This is a genomic window from Variovorax sp. FW301-JW7 (assembly GCF_058788795.1).
Genome location: NZ_JBYTBC010000004.1, coordinates 40,648 through 55,449, shown reverse-complemented (window position 1 = coordinate 55,449; position 14,802 = coordinate 40,648). Strand labels below are relative to the sequence as shown.

Sequence of the window (14,802 nt, the reverse complement as noted above, 5' to 3'; positions counted from 1 at the left end):
TCAGGCCCCCATCACGGTGCGGATGGACCACAACTCGGGAAAGAACCGGTGCTCCACCACGTGCTTGAGCCAGCCGACGCCGGCCGACCCGCCGGTGCCGGGCTTGAAGCCCAGGATGCGCTCCACCGACGTGAAATGCTTGAAGCGGAACTGCGAGAACAGGTCGGCGATTTCGATCAGCGCTTCGCCCAATTGGTAGAGCGGGTTCTCCGGCCAGGGCTGCGCATACACCGCGAGCCAGGCCTGCTCGACCGCGGGGTTGGACTGGTAGGTTTCGCTCCAGTCGCGCTTCAGCGCGCGCTCGGGCACCGCGAAACCGCGCCGGTGCAGCAAGGCCAGGGCCTCGTCGTAGAGGCTCGGGGACTCGAGCGACTGCAGCAGGTACGGATAGACGTCGGGATTGTTCTCGTGCGCCTGCGCCAGCCTGCGCGACTTGTTGCCCAGCACGAACTCGACATGGCGGTACATGTACGACTGCTGCCCCGATGAAACGCCCAGGCAGTCCCTGAACTCGTTGAAGCCGCTGGTGGTGATGGTCGACAGCACGTCCCAGGTCTTGGTGAGGTACTCGAACAGGCGCTTGATGCGCGGCGCCAGCGCCAGCGCGCCCGCCAGGTCGTCGTCGCGCAGGCGCAGCTGCATGTTGAAGGCCTCGTAGTGAATGGCCTTGAAGATCAGCTCCTTGCACTGCGTCATCAGGATGAACACCATCTCGTCGTGGCCCTCGCTGCGCATGTGCTGCGTGCTGAGCAGCAGGTCGTTGCGGTGGTAGTCGATGAACGGATTGCTCTTGCCGGCGAACTCGATCATCGGCTGGCCGTCGGTGGCCTTGACGGCCTCGTCGCGGCTGTCGTGGGTGGAGATGTCCACCGCCCGGACGAGCGACAGTTCCAGGGCCGGGTCTCTCACCGTCGGGATGACACGGGGTGTTGGCTTTCTCATGGGGTTCCTCGCAGCAGTTGGAAGGTGTCGCGGCCCAGGCGGGTGGCTGGATCGCACAGGTCGAAAACAATGTCGAAGTGGTTGCGGCCCGCGACTTCGTAGACGCTCGCCGGGCGGCCGTTCGCGCCGATGCGGGCGGCGTAGTCACGGCTCTGGCGCTTGAAGGCGTCGGTCTCGTTTTCTCCCCAGCAGACGACGGCGGGCACCCGGGCCGTCACCGGCAGGAACAACGGGCTCAGGCGCAGCGCCGCGGGCGCATCGAGCCCCAGCTTGTCGTTGATGTAGGTGCCGACCAGGGGCTGCAGGTCGTACACGCCCGACAGCAGCACGGCCCCCTGCAGCGGCGCGTCGATGTCGTCCAGCGCCGCCAGCAGCATCGCCGCCAGGTGCGCGCCGGCCGAGCTGCCGGCGATCACGATGCGGGCACCGGGATGCCGGCGCCGGTAGAAGGCGCCCAGCGTGCGCACCGCCCGGATGCACTGGCGCACGATGCTCCCCAGCGAGGCGTGCGGCGCCAGCGTGTAGTCGATCGCGGCATAGGAGATGCCTTCGTCCACGCATTGCAGGGCGGGAAAACATGAAACCCGCGCGGACAATTCCTGCCAATAACCGCCGTGAATGAATACCAGCAATGGCGGTGGCGATGCAGATTTCGCCTCGAAAAGAATGGCTTTTTCGTCCGGCGAATCGCCATAGCCAATTTCACGTGAAGGATGCCGCTTGGATGCGAGCGCACTGCGGCTTTCGTATTCGGCAATTGTTTTTGCAAAATCCGGCGCCACGGAGCTTGGCGAATACGCTTTCGCCCTTGCTTCTGAATTGATTGAATCCTGCATTCGTGGTGCTCTTTGAATGCATGAATTATGGTTAATTCATTCTGGAAATTCTTGCCTGTATGGCCACCTCAAAGACCTCAAAAAGGCATGAATTTTCTCCGGCGATTGATAAACTGGAAAAATATCCCCATCCAGAGAATCACGGAGCAAAACATGAGCGAAACAGCGCTGATACCGGTCGACCTTGCCCTGCTGGCGCAGCTTCAGCAGAACCCGCGCATCTCGATGGCCGAGCTGGCGGAAAAAACGAACAGCTCCGTCTCTCCCTGCTGGCGGCGCGTGAAACGCCTGGAAGAGACGAAGGTCATTGAAGGCTATGGAATTTCACTGAACCGGAAAGCGCTGGGCTTCGGCATCGAGGCTTTTGTCTTCGTGAAGATCACCTCGCATTCGGAAGAGCAGGCGGTCCAATTCGAAACGGCGTTGAAACCGGTCAGGAATATTCTTTCCTGCCATATTCTTTCCGGGCAGGACGACTACCTTTTGCGCGTCGTGGCCCGCGACATCGACGACTTCGCGGAATTCGGACGCAAGGTGCTCGCGGTCCTGCCGCATGTGCGCGAGGTGCGCAGTGCCTTCGTGCTGCACACGATCAAGAGTTCATCGCACCTTCCGTTCGACGCACCGGGCGCCAGCGGCGGCTGAACCGGCCGTGGCCCCCGGGTCTCATCGCACGATGTCGGACACGTCGACGATGTACATCTGCCGCTGCGATTCGTGCACGGAGTCGATGCACACCTGCAGCCCGTCGCGGCGCCAGCGCGGGTGCAGGTCGCACCGGTTCTCCTTGCTCAGCGCCGGCGAGGCGTAGAAGCTGCCCAGGTCGTGGCGCCGGCCGGTTTCCATGTCGAACAGGAACAGCACCCGCTCGTGCGTCTGTGCGTCGGGGTAGGTGTCGCTCAGCAGCCAGCGCGTGTTCACCGGTGAGAAGGTCATGTGGCCGTTTTCCACCAGCACGCCGTCGCCGATCACGCGGACCTCGCCGCCCACCCGGTCGTGGTACAGGTGGTAGTGGATCTTTCCGGCGTGCGGACCCCACACGATGATGTGTTCGTCGTCCTGCCACAGCGGGTGCGAGATCTGGTACTCGGACTTCTCGTAGTCGAAGGTGCCCACGGCCGCCGGATCGAAGTCGTCCGCCAGCTGCGGCAGCGGGTGGTCGGAGCACTCCAGCAGGCGCAGGTCGGAGCCGTCGGGGTTCATCGTGAGCAGGCGGTGCAGAAAGCAGGTCTCGTCCTCGACGCGCTCGGTCCAGCGGTGCAGGAACAGCACGCGCGACGACGACGGGTTGACCTCGATGTGGCTCACCCAGTGGATCGCCTTGTCCATCGACGCGCGCGGATGAAACCGGCGCAGGTCCTGGTAGCTCAGCAGCAGCCGCGCCGTGCCGGTGGCCAGGTCGGTCGCGTGGATGCCGTCGTCGGCCGGTGCCAGCGGCAGCTCGAACGGCCCGCCGGCCTCGCTGTAGCCGATGGTGCGGTGCGTGATGTACAGGCGCCGGTAGTCCACGCTCAAGGCCCAGCGGCTGTCGGGCGCCACCACGTAGATCGGCAACGGCAGCAGGCGTTTCGCGCCGGTGTCGACGTCGAGCACCGTGGCGCCGAAGCCGGGGTAGAACGCATCGGCATCGCCGGTGCGGCTGTTGTAGATCAGCTGGCGACCCGGTGCACCGTCGAGCCACTGCAACTGGCTGCCCATCTGCCAGTTCCATGCGGTGGTGTCGCCCACCGCGTGGAAGCGGTCGTTGTCCTGGAGGTCGAAGTAGCCGATGCGTGCTGCCGCCGTCGGCGTGAGTTCGGCGTCCATCCAGGGCACCTGCTGCGCCAGCAGGTAGCGCCCGCTGCGGTCCCAGGCGCTCTTGTTGTAGTAGCCGAAGAAATGGTGCTGCGCGCCATCGCCCACACGGCGGCAGGGCACGGGCGCGAGGCGGAGTTGCTCGGGAAGTGGGTTCGTCGACATGGGCTCACTCCGCGGCAATGCGGCCTTGCTGGATCACCTGGTCCCAGCGCAGCTTCTCGGCCGCAATGAACTTCGTCGCGACATCTCGCGTGTTCGCCACCGGCGTCATGCCCTGCTCCGACAGCCCTTTGCGGAACTCCGGCGCGGCGACGATCTTGCGGATGTCGGCATTGAGCTTGTCGGCGATGGCGTCGGGCACCTTGGCGCTCACCGCCACCGTGGTCCACGAGGTGGCCTCGAAGGCCGGGAAGCCCGACTCGATCGCGGTCGGCACCTCGGGCAGTGCCGGCAGGCGGGCCTTGCCGGTCACGGCCAGCGCCTTGAGCTTGCCGCCGCGGATGTGGGCCAGCGTGGTCGGCGGGTTCTCGAACATCAGCTGGATCTGCCCGGCCAGCAGGTCGTTCAGTGCGGCTGTGCTGCCCTTGTAGGGCACGTGCACGATCGGTGCGTTGGCCGTGAGCTTGAACAGCTCGCCGATCATGTGCACCGACGAGCCCACGCCGGCCGAGCCGAAGTTGATGGTGTCCGGCTGCTTGCGCGCCAGCGCCACCAGCTGCTTCAGGTCGTTGGCCGGCAAGGCGGGGTTGGCGACCACGACGTGCGGCATCTCGGCCAGCACCGTGACCACCTTCAGGTCGGTCGCGGGGTCGTAGCTCAGCTTCTTGAACACGCCGTAGGTCGCGTGCAGTCCGATCGAGCCGAGCAGCAGCGTGTAGCCGTCGGCCGGCGCATCGGCCACGAACTTGCCGCCGATGTGCCCGCCGGCGCCGGGCTTGTTGTCGACCACCACCGACTGCTTGTACAGCTTGCCCAGCCGGTCGGCCAGCATGCGGGCCTGCACGTCGGAACTGCCGCCGGCGGTGAAGGGCACCACGAGCCGGATCATCCGGTCGGGGTAGGCCTGCGGCGGCGATGCCTGCGACGTCGAGGCGACGCCCAGGGCCAGTGCGAGAAGGCCGAGGCCGGCGGCCCTGCGGGGCCAGTGCTGTGTCATGCGTCTTCCTTGCTGTGCGCCGCGACGGCGCGATGGAGAGAGGTGGATAGGGTGCAGTCTAGGAACGCAGCATCATTCTGAAAAATTCATTTTCATTCGCAGGCTATGCAGAAAAGATATGCCATGCTTTGCACCGCGCAGCCCCAGGAGCCCCCGCATGTCGCGACCGTTGAACTTCCGCCAGATCGAGGCCTTCCGCGCCGTGATGCAGACCGGCACCACCACCGCCGCGGCGGCGCTGCTGCACACCACGCAGCCCTCCGTGAGCCGCCTGCTCTCGCAGATCCAGCATGCCACCGGGCTCAAGCTGTTCGACATCCACAAGGGACGGCTGCGCCCCACGCACGAGGCGCGCCAGCTGTTCGACACGGTGCAGCGCCACTTCCTGGGCCTGGACCGCATCGAGCAGAGCGTGGCGGTGCTGCGCAAGTCGGGCGCGGGCTCGCTGCGCGTGGGCTGCACGCCGGCGCTCGGGCTCGGTGTGATGCCGCAGGTGATCCATGCGTTCTCGCGGCTGCACCCCGAGGTGCACGTCAACCTGCAGACCGTCGGCACGCACGCCTTGCGCGAAGGCCTGCTCTACGGCCTGTACGACGTCGCGCTCAGCACCGCCGCCTTCCACGAGCCGCAGCTCGACGCGGTCAGCCTGCACAAGGCCAGCGCGGTGTGCGTCGTGCATCCCGGGCATGCGCTGGCGCACCGCGACGCCATCCACGTGCGCGACCTGAAGCAGCAGGTGCTGCTCACGCTGAATGCCGACGACGAGATCCACCAGCAGTTCCAGCGCACGCTGCAGCAGCACCGCATCGAATGCGCCGCCACGGTCGAGACCACCTACTCGGTCACCATCTGCATGATGGCGGCGCAGGGCACCGGCGTCGGCATCGTCAACCCCTACGTGGCTTCCGTGTTCGCGCGCGACCTGAAGATCCTGCCGCTGTCGCCGCGCTGCCCGGTGGAGGTGTCGATGGCGTTCTCGCCGCAGTCGGCGCCTTCGGCCATCGCCGAGGAGTTCACCGCGCGGCTGCGCGACTACTTCCAGGGCTTCGTGATGCCCACCGCACGGAAGGCGCGCGCCTAGGCCGCAGACGGCGGCTCGAGCAGGTCGACCAGGAAGTCGACCAGCACCCGCACCTTCGGGTTCAGCAGCGGGTCGACCCGGAAGACCGCATGCACGCCGGCGTCCGCGCCACCGTGCTTCGGCAGCACGCGCACCAGCGATTTGTCTGCCAGCGCATCGCGCACCAGCACCTGCGAAAGGAACGCGATGCCGCGCCCCGCCTTGGCGAACTCGAGCACCGCGTCGCCGTTGTTGGCCCGCAGGACGCCCTTCGGCTTGACGGAGAACTCCTGGCCCTGGGCGTCGGAGAAGCGCCATTGCTCGCCATCGCGGTTGACCGTGAGGATGATGCAGCTGTGCTGCTTCAGGTCTTCGATCGTCTTCGGCGACCCGCGCCGCCGCACGTAGCCGGGGCTGGCCACCAGCACCCGGCGGTTCGCCGCGAGCTTGCGCGCCCGCAGCGCCGAGTCTTCGAGCCGGCCGATGCGAACAGCCACGTCGACGCCCTCGCCCGCCAGGTCCACGAAGCTGTCCGTCATCACCAGGTCCAGCGACAGCTGCGGATGCCGGTCCATGAACGCCGGCAGCGCCGGCACGAGGTAGCGGCGTCCGAACGCCACGGGTGCGCTGATCCGCAACTCGCCCCGCACCTCGTCGCGCATGCGGCCCAGCGCCTGGCCCGCGGCGTCGAGCCGGTCGAAGGCTTCGCGCGCCGCGGCAAGGTAGGTCGTGCCCGCCTCGGTGAGCGACATCGTGCGGGTCGTGCGCAAGAACAGCTGCACCCCGAGGGTCTGCTCGAGCAGCTTGATCTGCCGGCTGACGGCGGAAGGCGTGATGCGCAGATCGTGCGCGGCGCGCGCAAAGCTCTGGTGCGCGGCCACCCGCACGAAGGCGCGTACCAGTTCCAGCGGCAGATCGGATGTTGCGGCCATTCATTCCTCCAGGGAACGAGTGTATTTCTTTCATGCCGATCTTTGGCGCCGCGGCACCGTCAAGCTTGGCGCCATGACAACGCAAGCAAGCGAGGCGGCCATCACGGCCGTCACCTCTTCGACGGCACCGGCCCCGCTGGGCCACTACGCGCAGGGCATCGTGCACCAGGGCGTGCTGCATGTCGCCGGCCAACTGCCGGTCGATCCGCGCGCACCCGGGCGTGTCGGTGCGCACAGCGCCTTCGCCCACCAGATGCAGCAGCTGCTCGCCAACTGCGATGCGGTTCTCGAGGCGGCAGGCAGCGGCCGGGCCCAGGTGCTTTCACTGACGCTGTACCTCACCGACCTGGACCACTGGGAAGAGGCGGACCGCCTGTGCGCCACCTTCTTCGGCGCGCATCGCCCCGCACGCACGGTGCTCGGCGTCGCCGCGATCCGCAAGGGCTACGCGGTGCAGGCCGCCATGGTGGCCGCACTCGCGGCGCAGCCCCAGCCCATCCCCCACTGCTGAAACGACGATGACCCCACGCACCCTTTTCCATGTCGATGCATTCACCCGCACGCCGTTTCGCGGCAACCCCGCGGGCGTCGTGCTGAATGCGGACGGCATGTCCGACGAAGCCATGCAGGACCTGGCGCGCGAGCTCAAGCATTCCGAAACCGCCTTCGTGTGGCGCGCCGACGCGGACGACCACGACCTGCGCATCCGCTACTTCACGCCGACCACCGAGGTCCCGCTGTGCGGCCACGCCACCATTGCCGCGCACTTCGCGCGTGCCACGGCGCTGCAGCTGGGCGAGGTGACGCTGCGGCAGAAGACGGGCGCCGGCATCCAGACCGTGGGCCTCTCGCGAAGCGCCACGGGCGGGTACCGGATCGTCATGCACCAGGGCGCGCCGGTGTTCGAAGCACCGCTGGAAGGCGCGCTGCGCGAACGCATCGTGGCCGCCCTCGGGCTCGCGCCGGGCGATGTGCCTGCCGCACTTCCGGTGCAGGTCGTTTCGACCGGGCACAGCAAGGTCATCGTGCCGCTGGCGCCGCGGGTCGACCTCGATGCGCTGCGGCCCGACATGCCCGCGCTCTCGCGGCTGAGCCGGGAGATCGGCTGCAACGGCTACTTCGTGTTCCAGCAGCCGGCCGGGGAAGACGCCGTGACCGACGGGCGCATGTTCGCGCCGGCCATCGGCATCATGGAAGACCCCGTGACCGGCAACGCCAACGGTCCGCTCGGCGCCTACCTGGTGCGCCACAAGCTCATGGCCCACGACGGGCGGGCGTTGCGCTTCCAGGGCCGCCAGGGTCGCGCGTTGCGGCGCGACGGCGTCGTGCATGTCGAGGTCGTGATCGCGAACGGCGAGCCGGCGGCCGTGTCCATCGCGGGCGATGCCTGCATTCTTTTCTCGGCCTCGCTCGACGGCGCGGCGTGACACCACCGCAATCGCGGCGCCTCGACTTACGTCAGGCCGCCGCGAGATAGCTGCTGTGCAGGATCTCCGGCCGACTGCGCAGTTCTTCCGACGAGCCCGCAAAGGCCATGCGCCCGCGCTCCAGCACATAGGCGCGGCTCGACACGGCCAGCGCCACCGTCGTGAACTGCTCGATCAGCAGCACGCCCACGCCCTCGCGCGCGACCTGCTGCACCACCTCGACCAGCCGCTTGACCACCGCGGGGGCGAGCCCCAGCGAGAGTTCGTCGATCGCGAGGTAGCGCGGTTTGCCGATGAGCGCCTGCGCGATGCAGACCATCTGCTTCTGTCCGCCCGACAGCGAGCGCGCGGGCAGCGCGAGCTTCACGCGCAGCTCGGGGAACACGCCGAGCACGCGCTCGACCGCATCGGCCACCGTGGCCGCGGGCAGCGCGGTCGCGGCGGCGCGCAGGTTGTCGAGCACCGACAACTCGCCGAGCACGCGATGCCCTTCCGGCACCACCGCCACGCCCAGCGCGCGCACGCGCTCGGGCCGCTGGCCGTGCAGCGCGTGGCCCTCGACCTCGATGCGCCCGCCCGCGAGCGGCAGCACGCCGCCGATGGCCATCACGGTGCTCGACTTGCCCGCGCCGTTGGCGCCCAGCAGCGCCGTCACCTCGCCCGGCGGCACCTGCAAGTCGATGCCGTGCAGCACGGCCTTGCCGCCGCGCTGCAGGCGCAGATCGGTCACGTTCAGCATGGGGTGGTCACTCCGTTCCCAGGTAGGCCTTGCGCACGGCCGGATCGTCGAGAACCTCGCGCGTCGGGCCGAGTGCGAGGCGGCGGCCGAAGTCGAGCACCAGGGTCTGCGTGCAGGTCGCGGCGATCAGGTCGACGTCGTGGTCGATGAGCAGCACCTGCGCGCCGCAGAACGCATGCACCGCGCCGATCGTGCGGCGCAGCACGCCGGCCTCCTGCTCGGTGAGGCCGGCGCCGGGCTCGTCGAGCAGCAGCAGCTTGGGCGCGCCGACCAGCGATTTCGCGAGCTCCAGCATGCGGCGCTGGAACAGGTTGAGGCGGTGGCCCATGACGGTCGCCACGTCGAGCAGGCCCGTGTGCGACAGCGCGCGCGCCACCTGCGATGTTGCTTCGCCGCGCGCATGCGGCACGTGGTCGAGCAGCGCGCGCACGTTGTCCCACACGCTCAGGTCTTCCACCACCTGCTCGGTCTGGAACGAGCGGCGCAGGCCGAAGCGCACGCGCGCGATGGGCTTCAGGCCCAGCAGGTCGGCGCCGTCCACCGCCACGCGGCCGGCACTCGGCGACACGAGGCCGCTGAGCACATTGACCAGCGTGGTCTTGCCCGCGCCGTTCGGCCCGATGAGGCCGCACACGGGCGCGTCGAGCTGCGCCGTGAGCGCGTCGATGGCCTTGACGCCGCCGAAGGCGACGGTGAGATCGTCGATGCGGATCATGGTGCGGCGTCCTTGTCCTTCGATGCAGAAAGCCGCTTGCGCATCGCCTCGAACACGCCCATCAGTTGCCCCGCGATGCCGCTCGGTGCCGTGATGAGCGCATGCAGCAGCGCCACGCCGAAGAAGATCATCGCGAGGTAGCCGTTGACGCCGAAGTCGGTCAGCAGCGCCGGCACCGCGCGCAGCAGCAGCCCGGCGATGAGCGCGCCGGCCCAGTGGTACACGCCGCCCACCACCGTGAGCGCGAACAGCATCACCGATTCGCCGGCCGTGAAGGCGCGCCCGTCGAGTTGCCCCACGCCACCTGCGAGCAGCGCGCCGGCCACGCCCGCGCAGAAGCCCGCGAGCCCGAAGGCCCAGGTCTGGTAATGCAGGATGTTCACGCCGGCCGCCACGGCCGCCGCCTCGCCGCGCCGGATCAGCGCCCACGAGCGGCCCGCGCGCGTGCGCCGGTGCAGCTCGATCAGCGCCAGCACCGCGGCCAGCCACACGGCGACGTAGCGGAAGTACGCCGCATCGGACAGCGCCAGCGCGGGGCGCGGCATCATCAGCCGCTCGCTGCCGAACACGCGGCCCAGCCAGCCCGCGCCGCCATCGGGAAAGCCCGTCACGTTGACGACCACCTGGAAGCCGCCCGCCATCATCATCGTGACGAGCGCCAGGTACAGCCCCTTGAGCCGCAGCGCCGGCAGCCCCGCGAGCATGCCCACGACGCACGACAGCAGCCCGCCCGCGAGCACCGACAGTTCGAAGGGCCAGCCCAGCCCGTGTCCCGCGCGCAGCGCGACCCAGCCGCCCGCGCCGAGCAGCGCGTACTGGCACAGCGACACCAGCCCGAGCTGGCCATAGAGCAGCGCCACGCCGGCCGCCGCGACCGACAGCGCGAGCGACGAGGTCAGCGTCTTGATCCAGTACGCGTTCGCGAACCACGGCACGGCCCAGCCGATCAGCAGCACGCAGGCCACCATGAGCACGAGCGAACGGCGGGCGCGGCGCGTGGCCTGCGCGAGCGCGGCGGGTGCGGCGTCGGACGCGGGCATGGCGCCTTCGAGGATCGACGCGTTCATGCCGAGCGCGTCCCCGCGCGGTAGAAGACGATCATCGCCAGCGCGATGAGGAACGGCGTCGCCGTGCGAAAGGCCGCGAAGCCCGGCACCGTGATCGCCAGCGCCTCCAGCACGCCGATCGCGATGCCGCCCGCCACGGTCGCCGGCAGCGAATGCAGCCGGCCGATGATCGCGGCGGCAAAGGCCGGAATCACGAGAAAGGTCAGCAGCGTGGCCTGCAGCCGCACGATGTTGGCCAGCAGCAGTCCGCACACGCCCGCGAAGGCGCCGCTCAATATCCACGCCACCGTGTCGACGCCGAGCACGCGGATGCCGAGCAGCGCGCTCAGGTCGCGGTCGTTGGCCAGCGCGCGCATCTTCAGCCCCACGCGCGTCTTCGACAGCAGCAGGCCGACGCCGCCCATCATCAGCACCGCCAGCGCCAGGCCGAGTGCGCGCGTGTGCGTGAGCCGCACCTCGACCTCGCCCAGCACGAACTCGAGCGCGCCGCCGTCGGTCGGCAGCACGAGGCGGCGCGGCTGCTCGCCCCAGGTCCATTCGGTGAAGCCCACCACCACGAGCGCGAAGCCCAGCGTGGCGATGCTGCGGATGGTCGGGTCGCGGTGCGACAGGCGCGGCGCCAGCAGCCGTCCGTAGGCCAGCGACAGCGCCATGGCCGCGAGCACCGCCGCGCACCACGCCAGGCCCTGCGGCCAGTCGGCTTCGAGCAGCGTCCAGGCCACATACGCGCCGAGCGCGCCGATGGCCCCGAAGGCGAAGTTCAGCACGCCCGACGAGCGATAGAGCACCACCAGCCCCACGCCAGAGAGCGCGTACACCGCGCCCAGGCCCAGGCCCGAGATGACGAAAGGCAGGTAGTCCTCCATGGCCCGGCGCGCTTACTTCAGGCCCATCTTCTGCTCGTCGGCACGGATGTCGACCAGTTCCGGGTCGTCCGCCGTGAGGCAGCCGCCGGGTGCAAAGCGCCAGCCGTTGCCGTCGGGGCTGGCCATGGGGCCGCTGTTGTTCGCGTTGTGGCGGTTGCCGCTGCCCACGTAGAAGGGCTTGCACAGGATGTCGCTGCGGAAGTCGCTCACCTTGCGCAGCGCGTCTGTCACGCTGGCGCGGGTTATCTGCTTCGGGTCCATCTTCAGCATCGCCTGCGTGGCCAGGCGCGCGGCCAGGTAGCCGGCCTGCGAGAAGGTGTCGCGCGGGTCGCTCTTGGCGCCATGCTTGTCCATCACCGCGAGCCAGTTCTTGTTGTCGGGCCCGGCCGATTCGAGCGGGTTGAACTCGAGGTTGACGTCGAAGTTGCCCTTCCAGTACGGCCCGATGGCCTTGGGCACGTCGACGTTGTAGGCCGGCGCGGCCGACACGAAGTGGATCTTCCTGCCCAGGTTCTGCTGCTCGGCAGCGGCCAGCATCGGCACGAGGATGCCCTTGGGCACGTTCATGATGATGGTGTCGGGCTTCTTCGCGGCGGCCTGCAGCATGGTCGATGTGGCGTCGGCCGAGCCGGGGTCGATGGTGAGGGTCTCGACCGTCACGCCGTTCTTCCTGCCCCACTCCTTCGGCCCTTCGCAGGCCCAGTTGCCCAGGCTCGGGATGTTCGGAATGATGCAGACCATCTTCTTGGCCTTGTACTTCTGCGCGGCGTACATCGCGGCGATGGTGGCCGACACGCGCGGCCCGGCGTTCACCGGCACGTAGTTGCGCGCGTTGAAGCACTCGCGCGGCACGCCGGTGCCGGCGATGACCATCACGCCCTCGTCGGCGTACATCTTGGCGTTCGCGCCGCACTCCACGAAGCTGGTGCTGCCCACGAGCGCGACCACCTTGCGGTCCTTCACGAGCTTGGAGGCCACCTGCGCGGCCGTCTCGGGGTTCCACTGGTCGTCGAGCACGAGGTAGTCGACCGGGCGGCCGTTAATGCCACCGTTGGCGTTGACGCACTTGAAGTACGCGGCCGCCGCCTGGCCCGAGGCGCTGAAGTCGTCGGGGCCGGTCTTGCCGACCACGGCACCGATGGGAATGGGCTCGCCCGTGGCGGGCTTGCCGGTGTTGAGGCCGCAGTCGGGGCCTGTCTGCGCCCAGGCGCCGCTGAAACCGGCCAGGCCCAGCGCGCCCGCAACGGCCGACAGCGCGATTCGTCTTTTGCTTTGCATGAGGTGTCTCCTTCTTTGGGGGTGATCGAAACCGGGGCGGGGCTACACCGCCATGCACACGCTCTTGAGTTCGGTGAAGCTCTCCACCGCCGCGCGCCCCAGGTCGCGCCCGCTGCCCGACTGCTTCACGCCGCCCAGCGGCAGCGCGTTGTCGAGCACGTTGTGCGCGTTGACCCAGACCACGCCCGCCTGCAGGCGCGGCACGATGCGGTGCACAGCCGAAAGGTCGTTCGACCAGACACTGGCCGCCAGGCCGTAGGCGCTGTCGTTGGCCAGGCGCACCGCGTCGTCGACATCGTCGAAGGGCACAACCGTCGCGACGGGGCCGAACACTTCTTCGCGCGCGATGCGCATCGACGGCTGCGCGTCGACGAACACGGTGGGCTGCACGAAGCAGCCGCCGTCGAAGGCCTGGCGCCCGCCCGTGACCAGCGTCGCGCCCTCGGCCACGGCGCCGTCGATGTGCGCCATCACGCGCGCCAGGTGGCGTTTGGACACGAGCGGCCCGAACTGCGCCTTCGGGTCGAAGCCCGAGCCGATGTGCAGGCCCTCGGCCGCCTGCGCGAGGCGGCGCACCACCTCGTCGAACAGGCTGCGCTGCACGTACACGCGCGAACCCGCGGTGCACACCTGGCCCTGGTGAAAGAAGATGCCGTTGGCCGCGCCCTGCGCCGCCGCCACCGGGTCGGCGTCGCCGAGCACGATGAGCGGCGACTTGCCGCCCAGCTCCAGCGTGACGCGCGCCATGCTGTCGACGGCCGCGTGGCCGATGTACCGGCCCACCGCCGTCGAGCCGGTGAAGCTGATCTTGCGGACGTCCGGGTGCGCCGCCAGTGCCGCGCCGGCCGTGGCGCCGCGCCCGCACACCACGTTGAGCGCGCCCGGCGGAAAGCCCGCCTCCAGCGCCAGCTCGGCCAGCCGCAGCGCGGTGAGCGGCGTTTCCTCCGACGGCTTGAGCACCACGGTGCAGCCGGCCGCGAGCGCGGGCGCCACCTTCCACAGCGCGATGGCGAGCGGAAAGTTCCACGGCACGATGGCCGCGACCACGCCCACCGGCTCGCGCCGCGTGTACGTGACCCACTGCGCGCCGGGAATGCCTATGGAGTTGTCGAGCGTCTGGCCTTCTAGCTTGGTGGCCCAGCCCGCCATGTAGCGCACGAACTCCGCGCCCGCGCCCACGTCGACCATGCGCGCGATGCCGCGCAGCTTGCCGCTTTGCAAGGTTTCGAGCGCGCTGAGTTCGTCGGCGTGCGATTCGATGAGCGTCGAGAGCGTGTACAGCATGCGCTCGCGGTCGGCCGGGCGCAGCGACTTCCACGCAGCGCTCTCGAAGGTGCGGCGCGCGCCGGCGACGGCCGCGTGCACGTCGTCCGCGTCGCTGTCGGGCGCTTCGGCCACGGTCATCTCGGTGGCCGGGTCGACCACCGGCAGGTACTGCCCGTTGCGGGGCACGACCTCGTGGCCGTCGATGTGGTTGCCGCGGCGGCGCTGCGCCAGCAGGCCCACCTGGCCGAGGTGTTCGATCGACAGGTCGCGCAGATTCATGGGTGGGCTCCGGGAAGGGATGCGAGGGATGCGAAAGAAAGCGGCGTCACGGCTGCATGGCGCGTGCGACGAGCAGCGTGTCGGTGAACTGCTCGAAGCGCCGCACCTGGCCGCCCTGCACCTGCCACACGTGCGTGACGCGGGCCTGCATCGGCTTGCCCGTCTTGCGGTGGCGCGCGTGGTAGTCGCCGATGCCGATCACGGTGTCGCCGCCGTCGACCAGCCGCTCGAGCACGAAGCGATAGCCCTCCCACTCGGCGCCGAGCACATGGAAGACCTTCTCGACCACCTGCGCGGGGCCGACGTGCGTGCCGGCGCAGGGAAAGCCGGCCATCTCGGTCCACTGCACGTCGTTGGCCACGTCGGCGAACATCGCGGCGAGGTCGTGGCGGTCGGAGGCGGCGTAGTGGTCGGCCACGATCTGGTAAGGGGTGCGCATGAA

The 14,802-nt window shown here is 69.0% G+C and carries 16 protein-coding genes; 4 read left to right on the top strand and 12 right to left on the bottom strand.

Annotated elements, in window-relative coordinates; all coding sequences use genetic code 11:
• Together AC3WQM_RS12125 and AC3WQM_RS12120 are read right to left on the bottom strand one after the other, a co-directional pair.
• Complete coding sequence (locus AC3WQM_RS12125; RefSeq protein ID WP_492678955.1) at positions 1-942, bottom strand: tryptophan 2,3-dioxygenase; 942 nt, start codon at positions 940-942, stop codon at positions 1-3.
• Positions 939-1,778: an alpha/beta hydrolase gene (locus AC3WQM_RS12120; protein WP_492678953.1), complete on the bottom strand. Its 840-nt coding sequence runs from the start codon at positions 1,776-1,778 to the stop codon at positions 939-941. Before AC3WQM_RS12120 ends, AC3WQM_RS12125 begins: the two co-directional genes overlap by 4 nt.
• A 153-nt stretch (positions 1,779-1,931) precedes the next feature.
• Between AC3WQM_RS12120 and AC3WQM_RS12115 the strand changes: the two genes are divergently transcribed.
• Positions 1,932-2,423, top strand: a complete 492-nt coding sequence (locus AC3WQM_RS12115) for an Lrp/AsnC family transcriptional regulator (protein ID WP_492678951.1) — start codon at positions 1,932-1,934, stop codon at positions 2,421-2,423.
• 21 nt (positions 2,424-2,444) lie between these two features.
• Here AC3WQM_RS12115 and AC3WQM_RS12110 read toward each other — a convergent pair whose 3' ends face one another.
• On the bottom strand, positions 2,445-3,737 hold the full coding sequence (locus AC3WQM_RS12110; protein ID WP_492678949.1) for a hypothetical protein: 1,293 nt from the start codon (positions 3,735-3,737) through the stop codon (positions 2,445-2,447).
• A gap of 4 nt (positions 3,738-3,741) precedes the next feature.
• Positions 3,742-4,731, bottom strand: coding sequence for a tripartite tricarboxylate transporter substrate binding protein (locus AC3WQM_RS12105; protein ID WP_492678947.1), 990 nt, complete (start codon positions 4,729-4,731; stop codon positions 3,742-3,744).
• Between the two features lie 157 nt (positions 4,732-4,888).
• On the opposite strand from AC3WQM_RS12105, the gene AC3WQM_RS12100 reads away from it, so the two are divergent.
• On the top strand, positions 4,889-5,812 hold the full coding sequence (locus tag AC3WQM_RS12100) for a LysR substrate-binding domain-containing protein (RefSeq protein ID WP_492678945.1): 924 nt from the start codon (positions 4,889-4,891) through the stop codon (positions 5,810-5,812).
• On the opposite strand, the gene AC3WQM_RS12095 is transcribed toward AC3WQM_RS12100, so the two are convergent.
• Positions 5,809-6,723 (bottom strand): LysR family transcriptional regulator, encoded by a 915-nt coding sequence (locus AC3WQM_RS12095; protein ID WP_492678943.1) that lies wholly within the window; start codon positions 6,721-6,723, stop codon positions 5,809-5,811. The two genes, AC3WQM_RS12100 and AC3WQM_RS12095, sit on opposite strands and share 4 nt — an antisense overlap.
• A gap of 73 nt (positions 6,724-6,796) precedes the next feature.
• Here AC3WQM_RS12095 and AC3WQM_RS12090 point away from each other — a divergent pair, with 73 nt between their 5' ends.
• Together AC3WQM_RS12090 and AC3WQM_RS12085 are read left to right on the top strand one after the other, a co-directional pair.
• The gene (locus AC3WQM_RS12090) at positions 6,797-7,234 is read left to right on the top strand and encodes a RidA family protein (protein ID WP_492678941.1); all 438 of its coding nucleotides are present in this window, start codon (positions 6,797-6,799) and stop codon (positions 7,232-7,234) included.
• A gap of 7 nt (positions 7,235-7,241) precedes the next feature.
• A complete protein-coding gene (locus AC3WQM_RS12085) occupies positions 7,242-8,150 on the top strand; it encodes a PhzF family isomerase (protein ID WP_492678939.1) in 909 nt (302 codons plus the stop codon).
• Positions 8,151-8,181: 31 nt separating this feature from the next.
• On the opposite strand, the gene AC3WQM_RS12080 is transcribed toward AC3WQM_RS12085, so the two are convergent.
• From AC3WQM_RS12080 to AC3WQM_RS12050, 7 genes are read right to left on the bottom strand one after another with little or no spacing between them, the layout of a single operon-like run.
• Complete coding sequence (locus tag AC3WQM_RS12080) at positions 8,182-8,889, bottom strand: ABC transporter ATP-binding protein (RefSeq protein ID WP_307582755.1); 708 nt, start codon at positions 8,887-8,889, stop codon at positions 8,182-8,184.
• A 7-nt stretch (positions 8,890-8,896) separates the two neighbouring features.
• Complete coding sequence (locus AC3WQM_RS12075) at positions 8,897-9,604, bottom strand: ABC transporter ATP-binding protein (protein WP_489060911.1); 708 nt, start codon at positions 9,602-9,604, stop codon at positions 8,897-8,899.
• Positions 9,601-10,671: a branched-chain amino acid ABC transporter permease gene (locus AC3WQM_RS12070; protein ID WP_492678937.1), complete on the bottom strand. Its 1,071-nt coding sequence runs from the start codon at positions 10,669-10,671 to the stop codon at positions 9,601-9,603. Before AC3WQM_RS12070 ends, AC3WQM_RS12075 begins: the two co-directional genes overlap by 4 nt.
• The gene (locus AC3WQM_RS12065; protein WP_062476232.1) at positions 10,668-11,537 is read right to left on the bottom strand and encodes a branched-chain amino acid ABC transporter permease; all 870 of its coding nucleotides are present in this window, start codon (positions 11,535-11,537) and stop codon (positions 10,668-10,670) included. Before AC3WQM_RS12065 ends, AC3WQM_RS12070 begins: the two co-directional genes overlap by 4 nt.
• 12 nt (positions 11,538-11,549) lie before the next feature.
• Positions 11,550-12,815, bottom strand: coding sequence for an ABC transporter substrate-binding protein (locus AC3WQM_RS12060; protein ID WP_492678935.1), 1,266 nt, complete (start codon positions 12,813-12,815; stop codon positions 11,550-11,552).
• Positions 12,816-12,857: 42 nt separating this feature from the next.
• Positions 12,858-14,360 (bottom strand): aldehyde dehydrogenase family protein, encoded by a 1,503-nt coding sequence (locus AC3WQM_RS12055; protein WP_492678933.1) that lies wholly within the window; start codon positions 14,358-14,360, stop codon positions 12,858-12,860.
• Between the two features lie 46 nt (positions 14,361-14,406).
• Positions 14,407-14,799, bottom strand: a complete 393-nt coding sequence (locus AC3WQM_RS12050) for a nuclear transport factor 2 family protein (protein ID WP_492678931.1) — start codon at positions 14,797-14,799, stop codon at positions 14,407-14,409.
• Positions 14,800-14,802 lie beyond the last annotated feature (3 nt).

Coding starts and splice junctions, on each gene's coding strand:
- AC3WQM_RS12125 (WP_492678955.1), bottom strand. CDS start 942: ATGAGAAAGCCAACACCCCGTGTCATCCCGACGGTGAGAGACCCGGCC.
- AC3WQM_RS12120 (WP_492678953.1), bottom strand. CDS start 1,778: ATGCAGGATTCAATCAATTCAGAAGCAAGGGCGAAAGCGTATTCGCCA.
- AC3WQM_RS12115 (WP_492678951.1), top strand. CDS start 1,932: ATGAGCGAAACAGCGCTGATACCGGTCGACCTTGCCCTGCTGGCGCAG.
- AC3WQM_RS12110 (WP_492678949.1), bottom strand. CDS start 3,737: ATGTCGACGAACCCACTTCCCGAGCAACTCCGCCTCGCGCCCGTGCCC.
- AC3WQM_RS12105 (WP_492678947.1), bottom strand. CDS start 4,731: ATGACACAGCACTGGCCCCGCAGGGCCGCCGGCCTCGGCCTTCTCGCA.
- AC3WQM_RS12100 (WP_492678945.1), top strand. CDS start 4,889: ATGTCGCGACCGTTGAACTTCCGCCAGATCGAGGCCTTCCGCGCCGTG.
- AC3WQM_RS12095 (WP_492678943.1), bottom strand. CDS start 6,723: ATGGCCGCAACATCCGATCTGCCGCTGGAACTGGTACGCGCCTTCGTG.
- AC3WQM_RS12090 (WP_492678941.1), top strand. CDS start 6,797: ATGACAACGCAAGCAAGCGAGGCGGCCATCACGGCCGTCACCTCTTCG.
- AC3WQM_RS12085 (WP_492678939.1), top strand. CDS start 7,242: ATGACCCCACGCACCCTTTTCCATGTCGATGCATTCACCCGCACGCCG.
- AC3WQM_RS12080 (WP_307582755.1), bottom strand. CDS start 8,889: ATGCTGAACGTGACCGATCTGCGCCTGCAGCGCGGCGGCAAGGCCGTG.
- AC3WQM_RS12075 (WP_489060911.1), bottom strand. CDS start 9,604: ATGATCCGCATCGACGATCTCACCGTCGCCTTCGGCGGCGTCAAGGCC.
- AC3WQM_RS12070 (WP_492678937.1), bottom strand. CDS start 10,671: ATGAACGCGTCGATCCTCGAAGGCGCCATGCCCGCGTCCGACGCCGCA.
- AC3WQM_RS12065 (WP_062476232.1), bottom strand. CDS start 11,537: ATGGAGGACTACCTGCCTTTCGTCATCTCGGGCCTGGGCCTGGGCGCG.
- AC3WQM_RS12060 (WP_492678935.1), bottom strand. CDS start 12,815: ATGCAAAGCAAAAGACGAATCGCGCTGTCGGCCGTTGCGGGCGCGCTG.
- AC3WQM_RS12055 (WP_492678933.1), bottom strand. CDS start 14,360: ATGAATCTGCGCGACCTGTCGATCGAACACCTCGGCCAGGTGGGCCTG.
- AC3WQM_RS12050 (WP_492678931.1), bottom strand. CDS start 14,799: ATGCGCACCCCTTACCAGATCGTGGCCGACCACTACGCCGCCTCCGAC.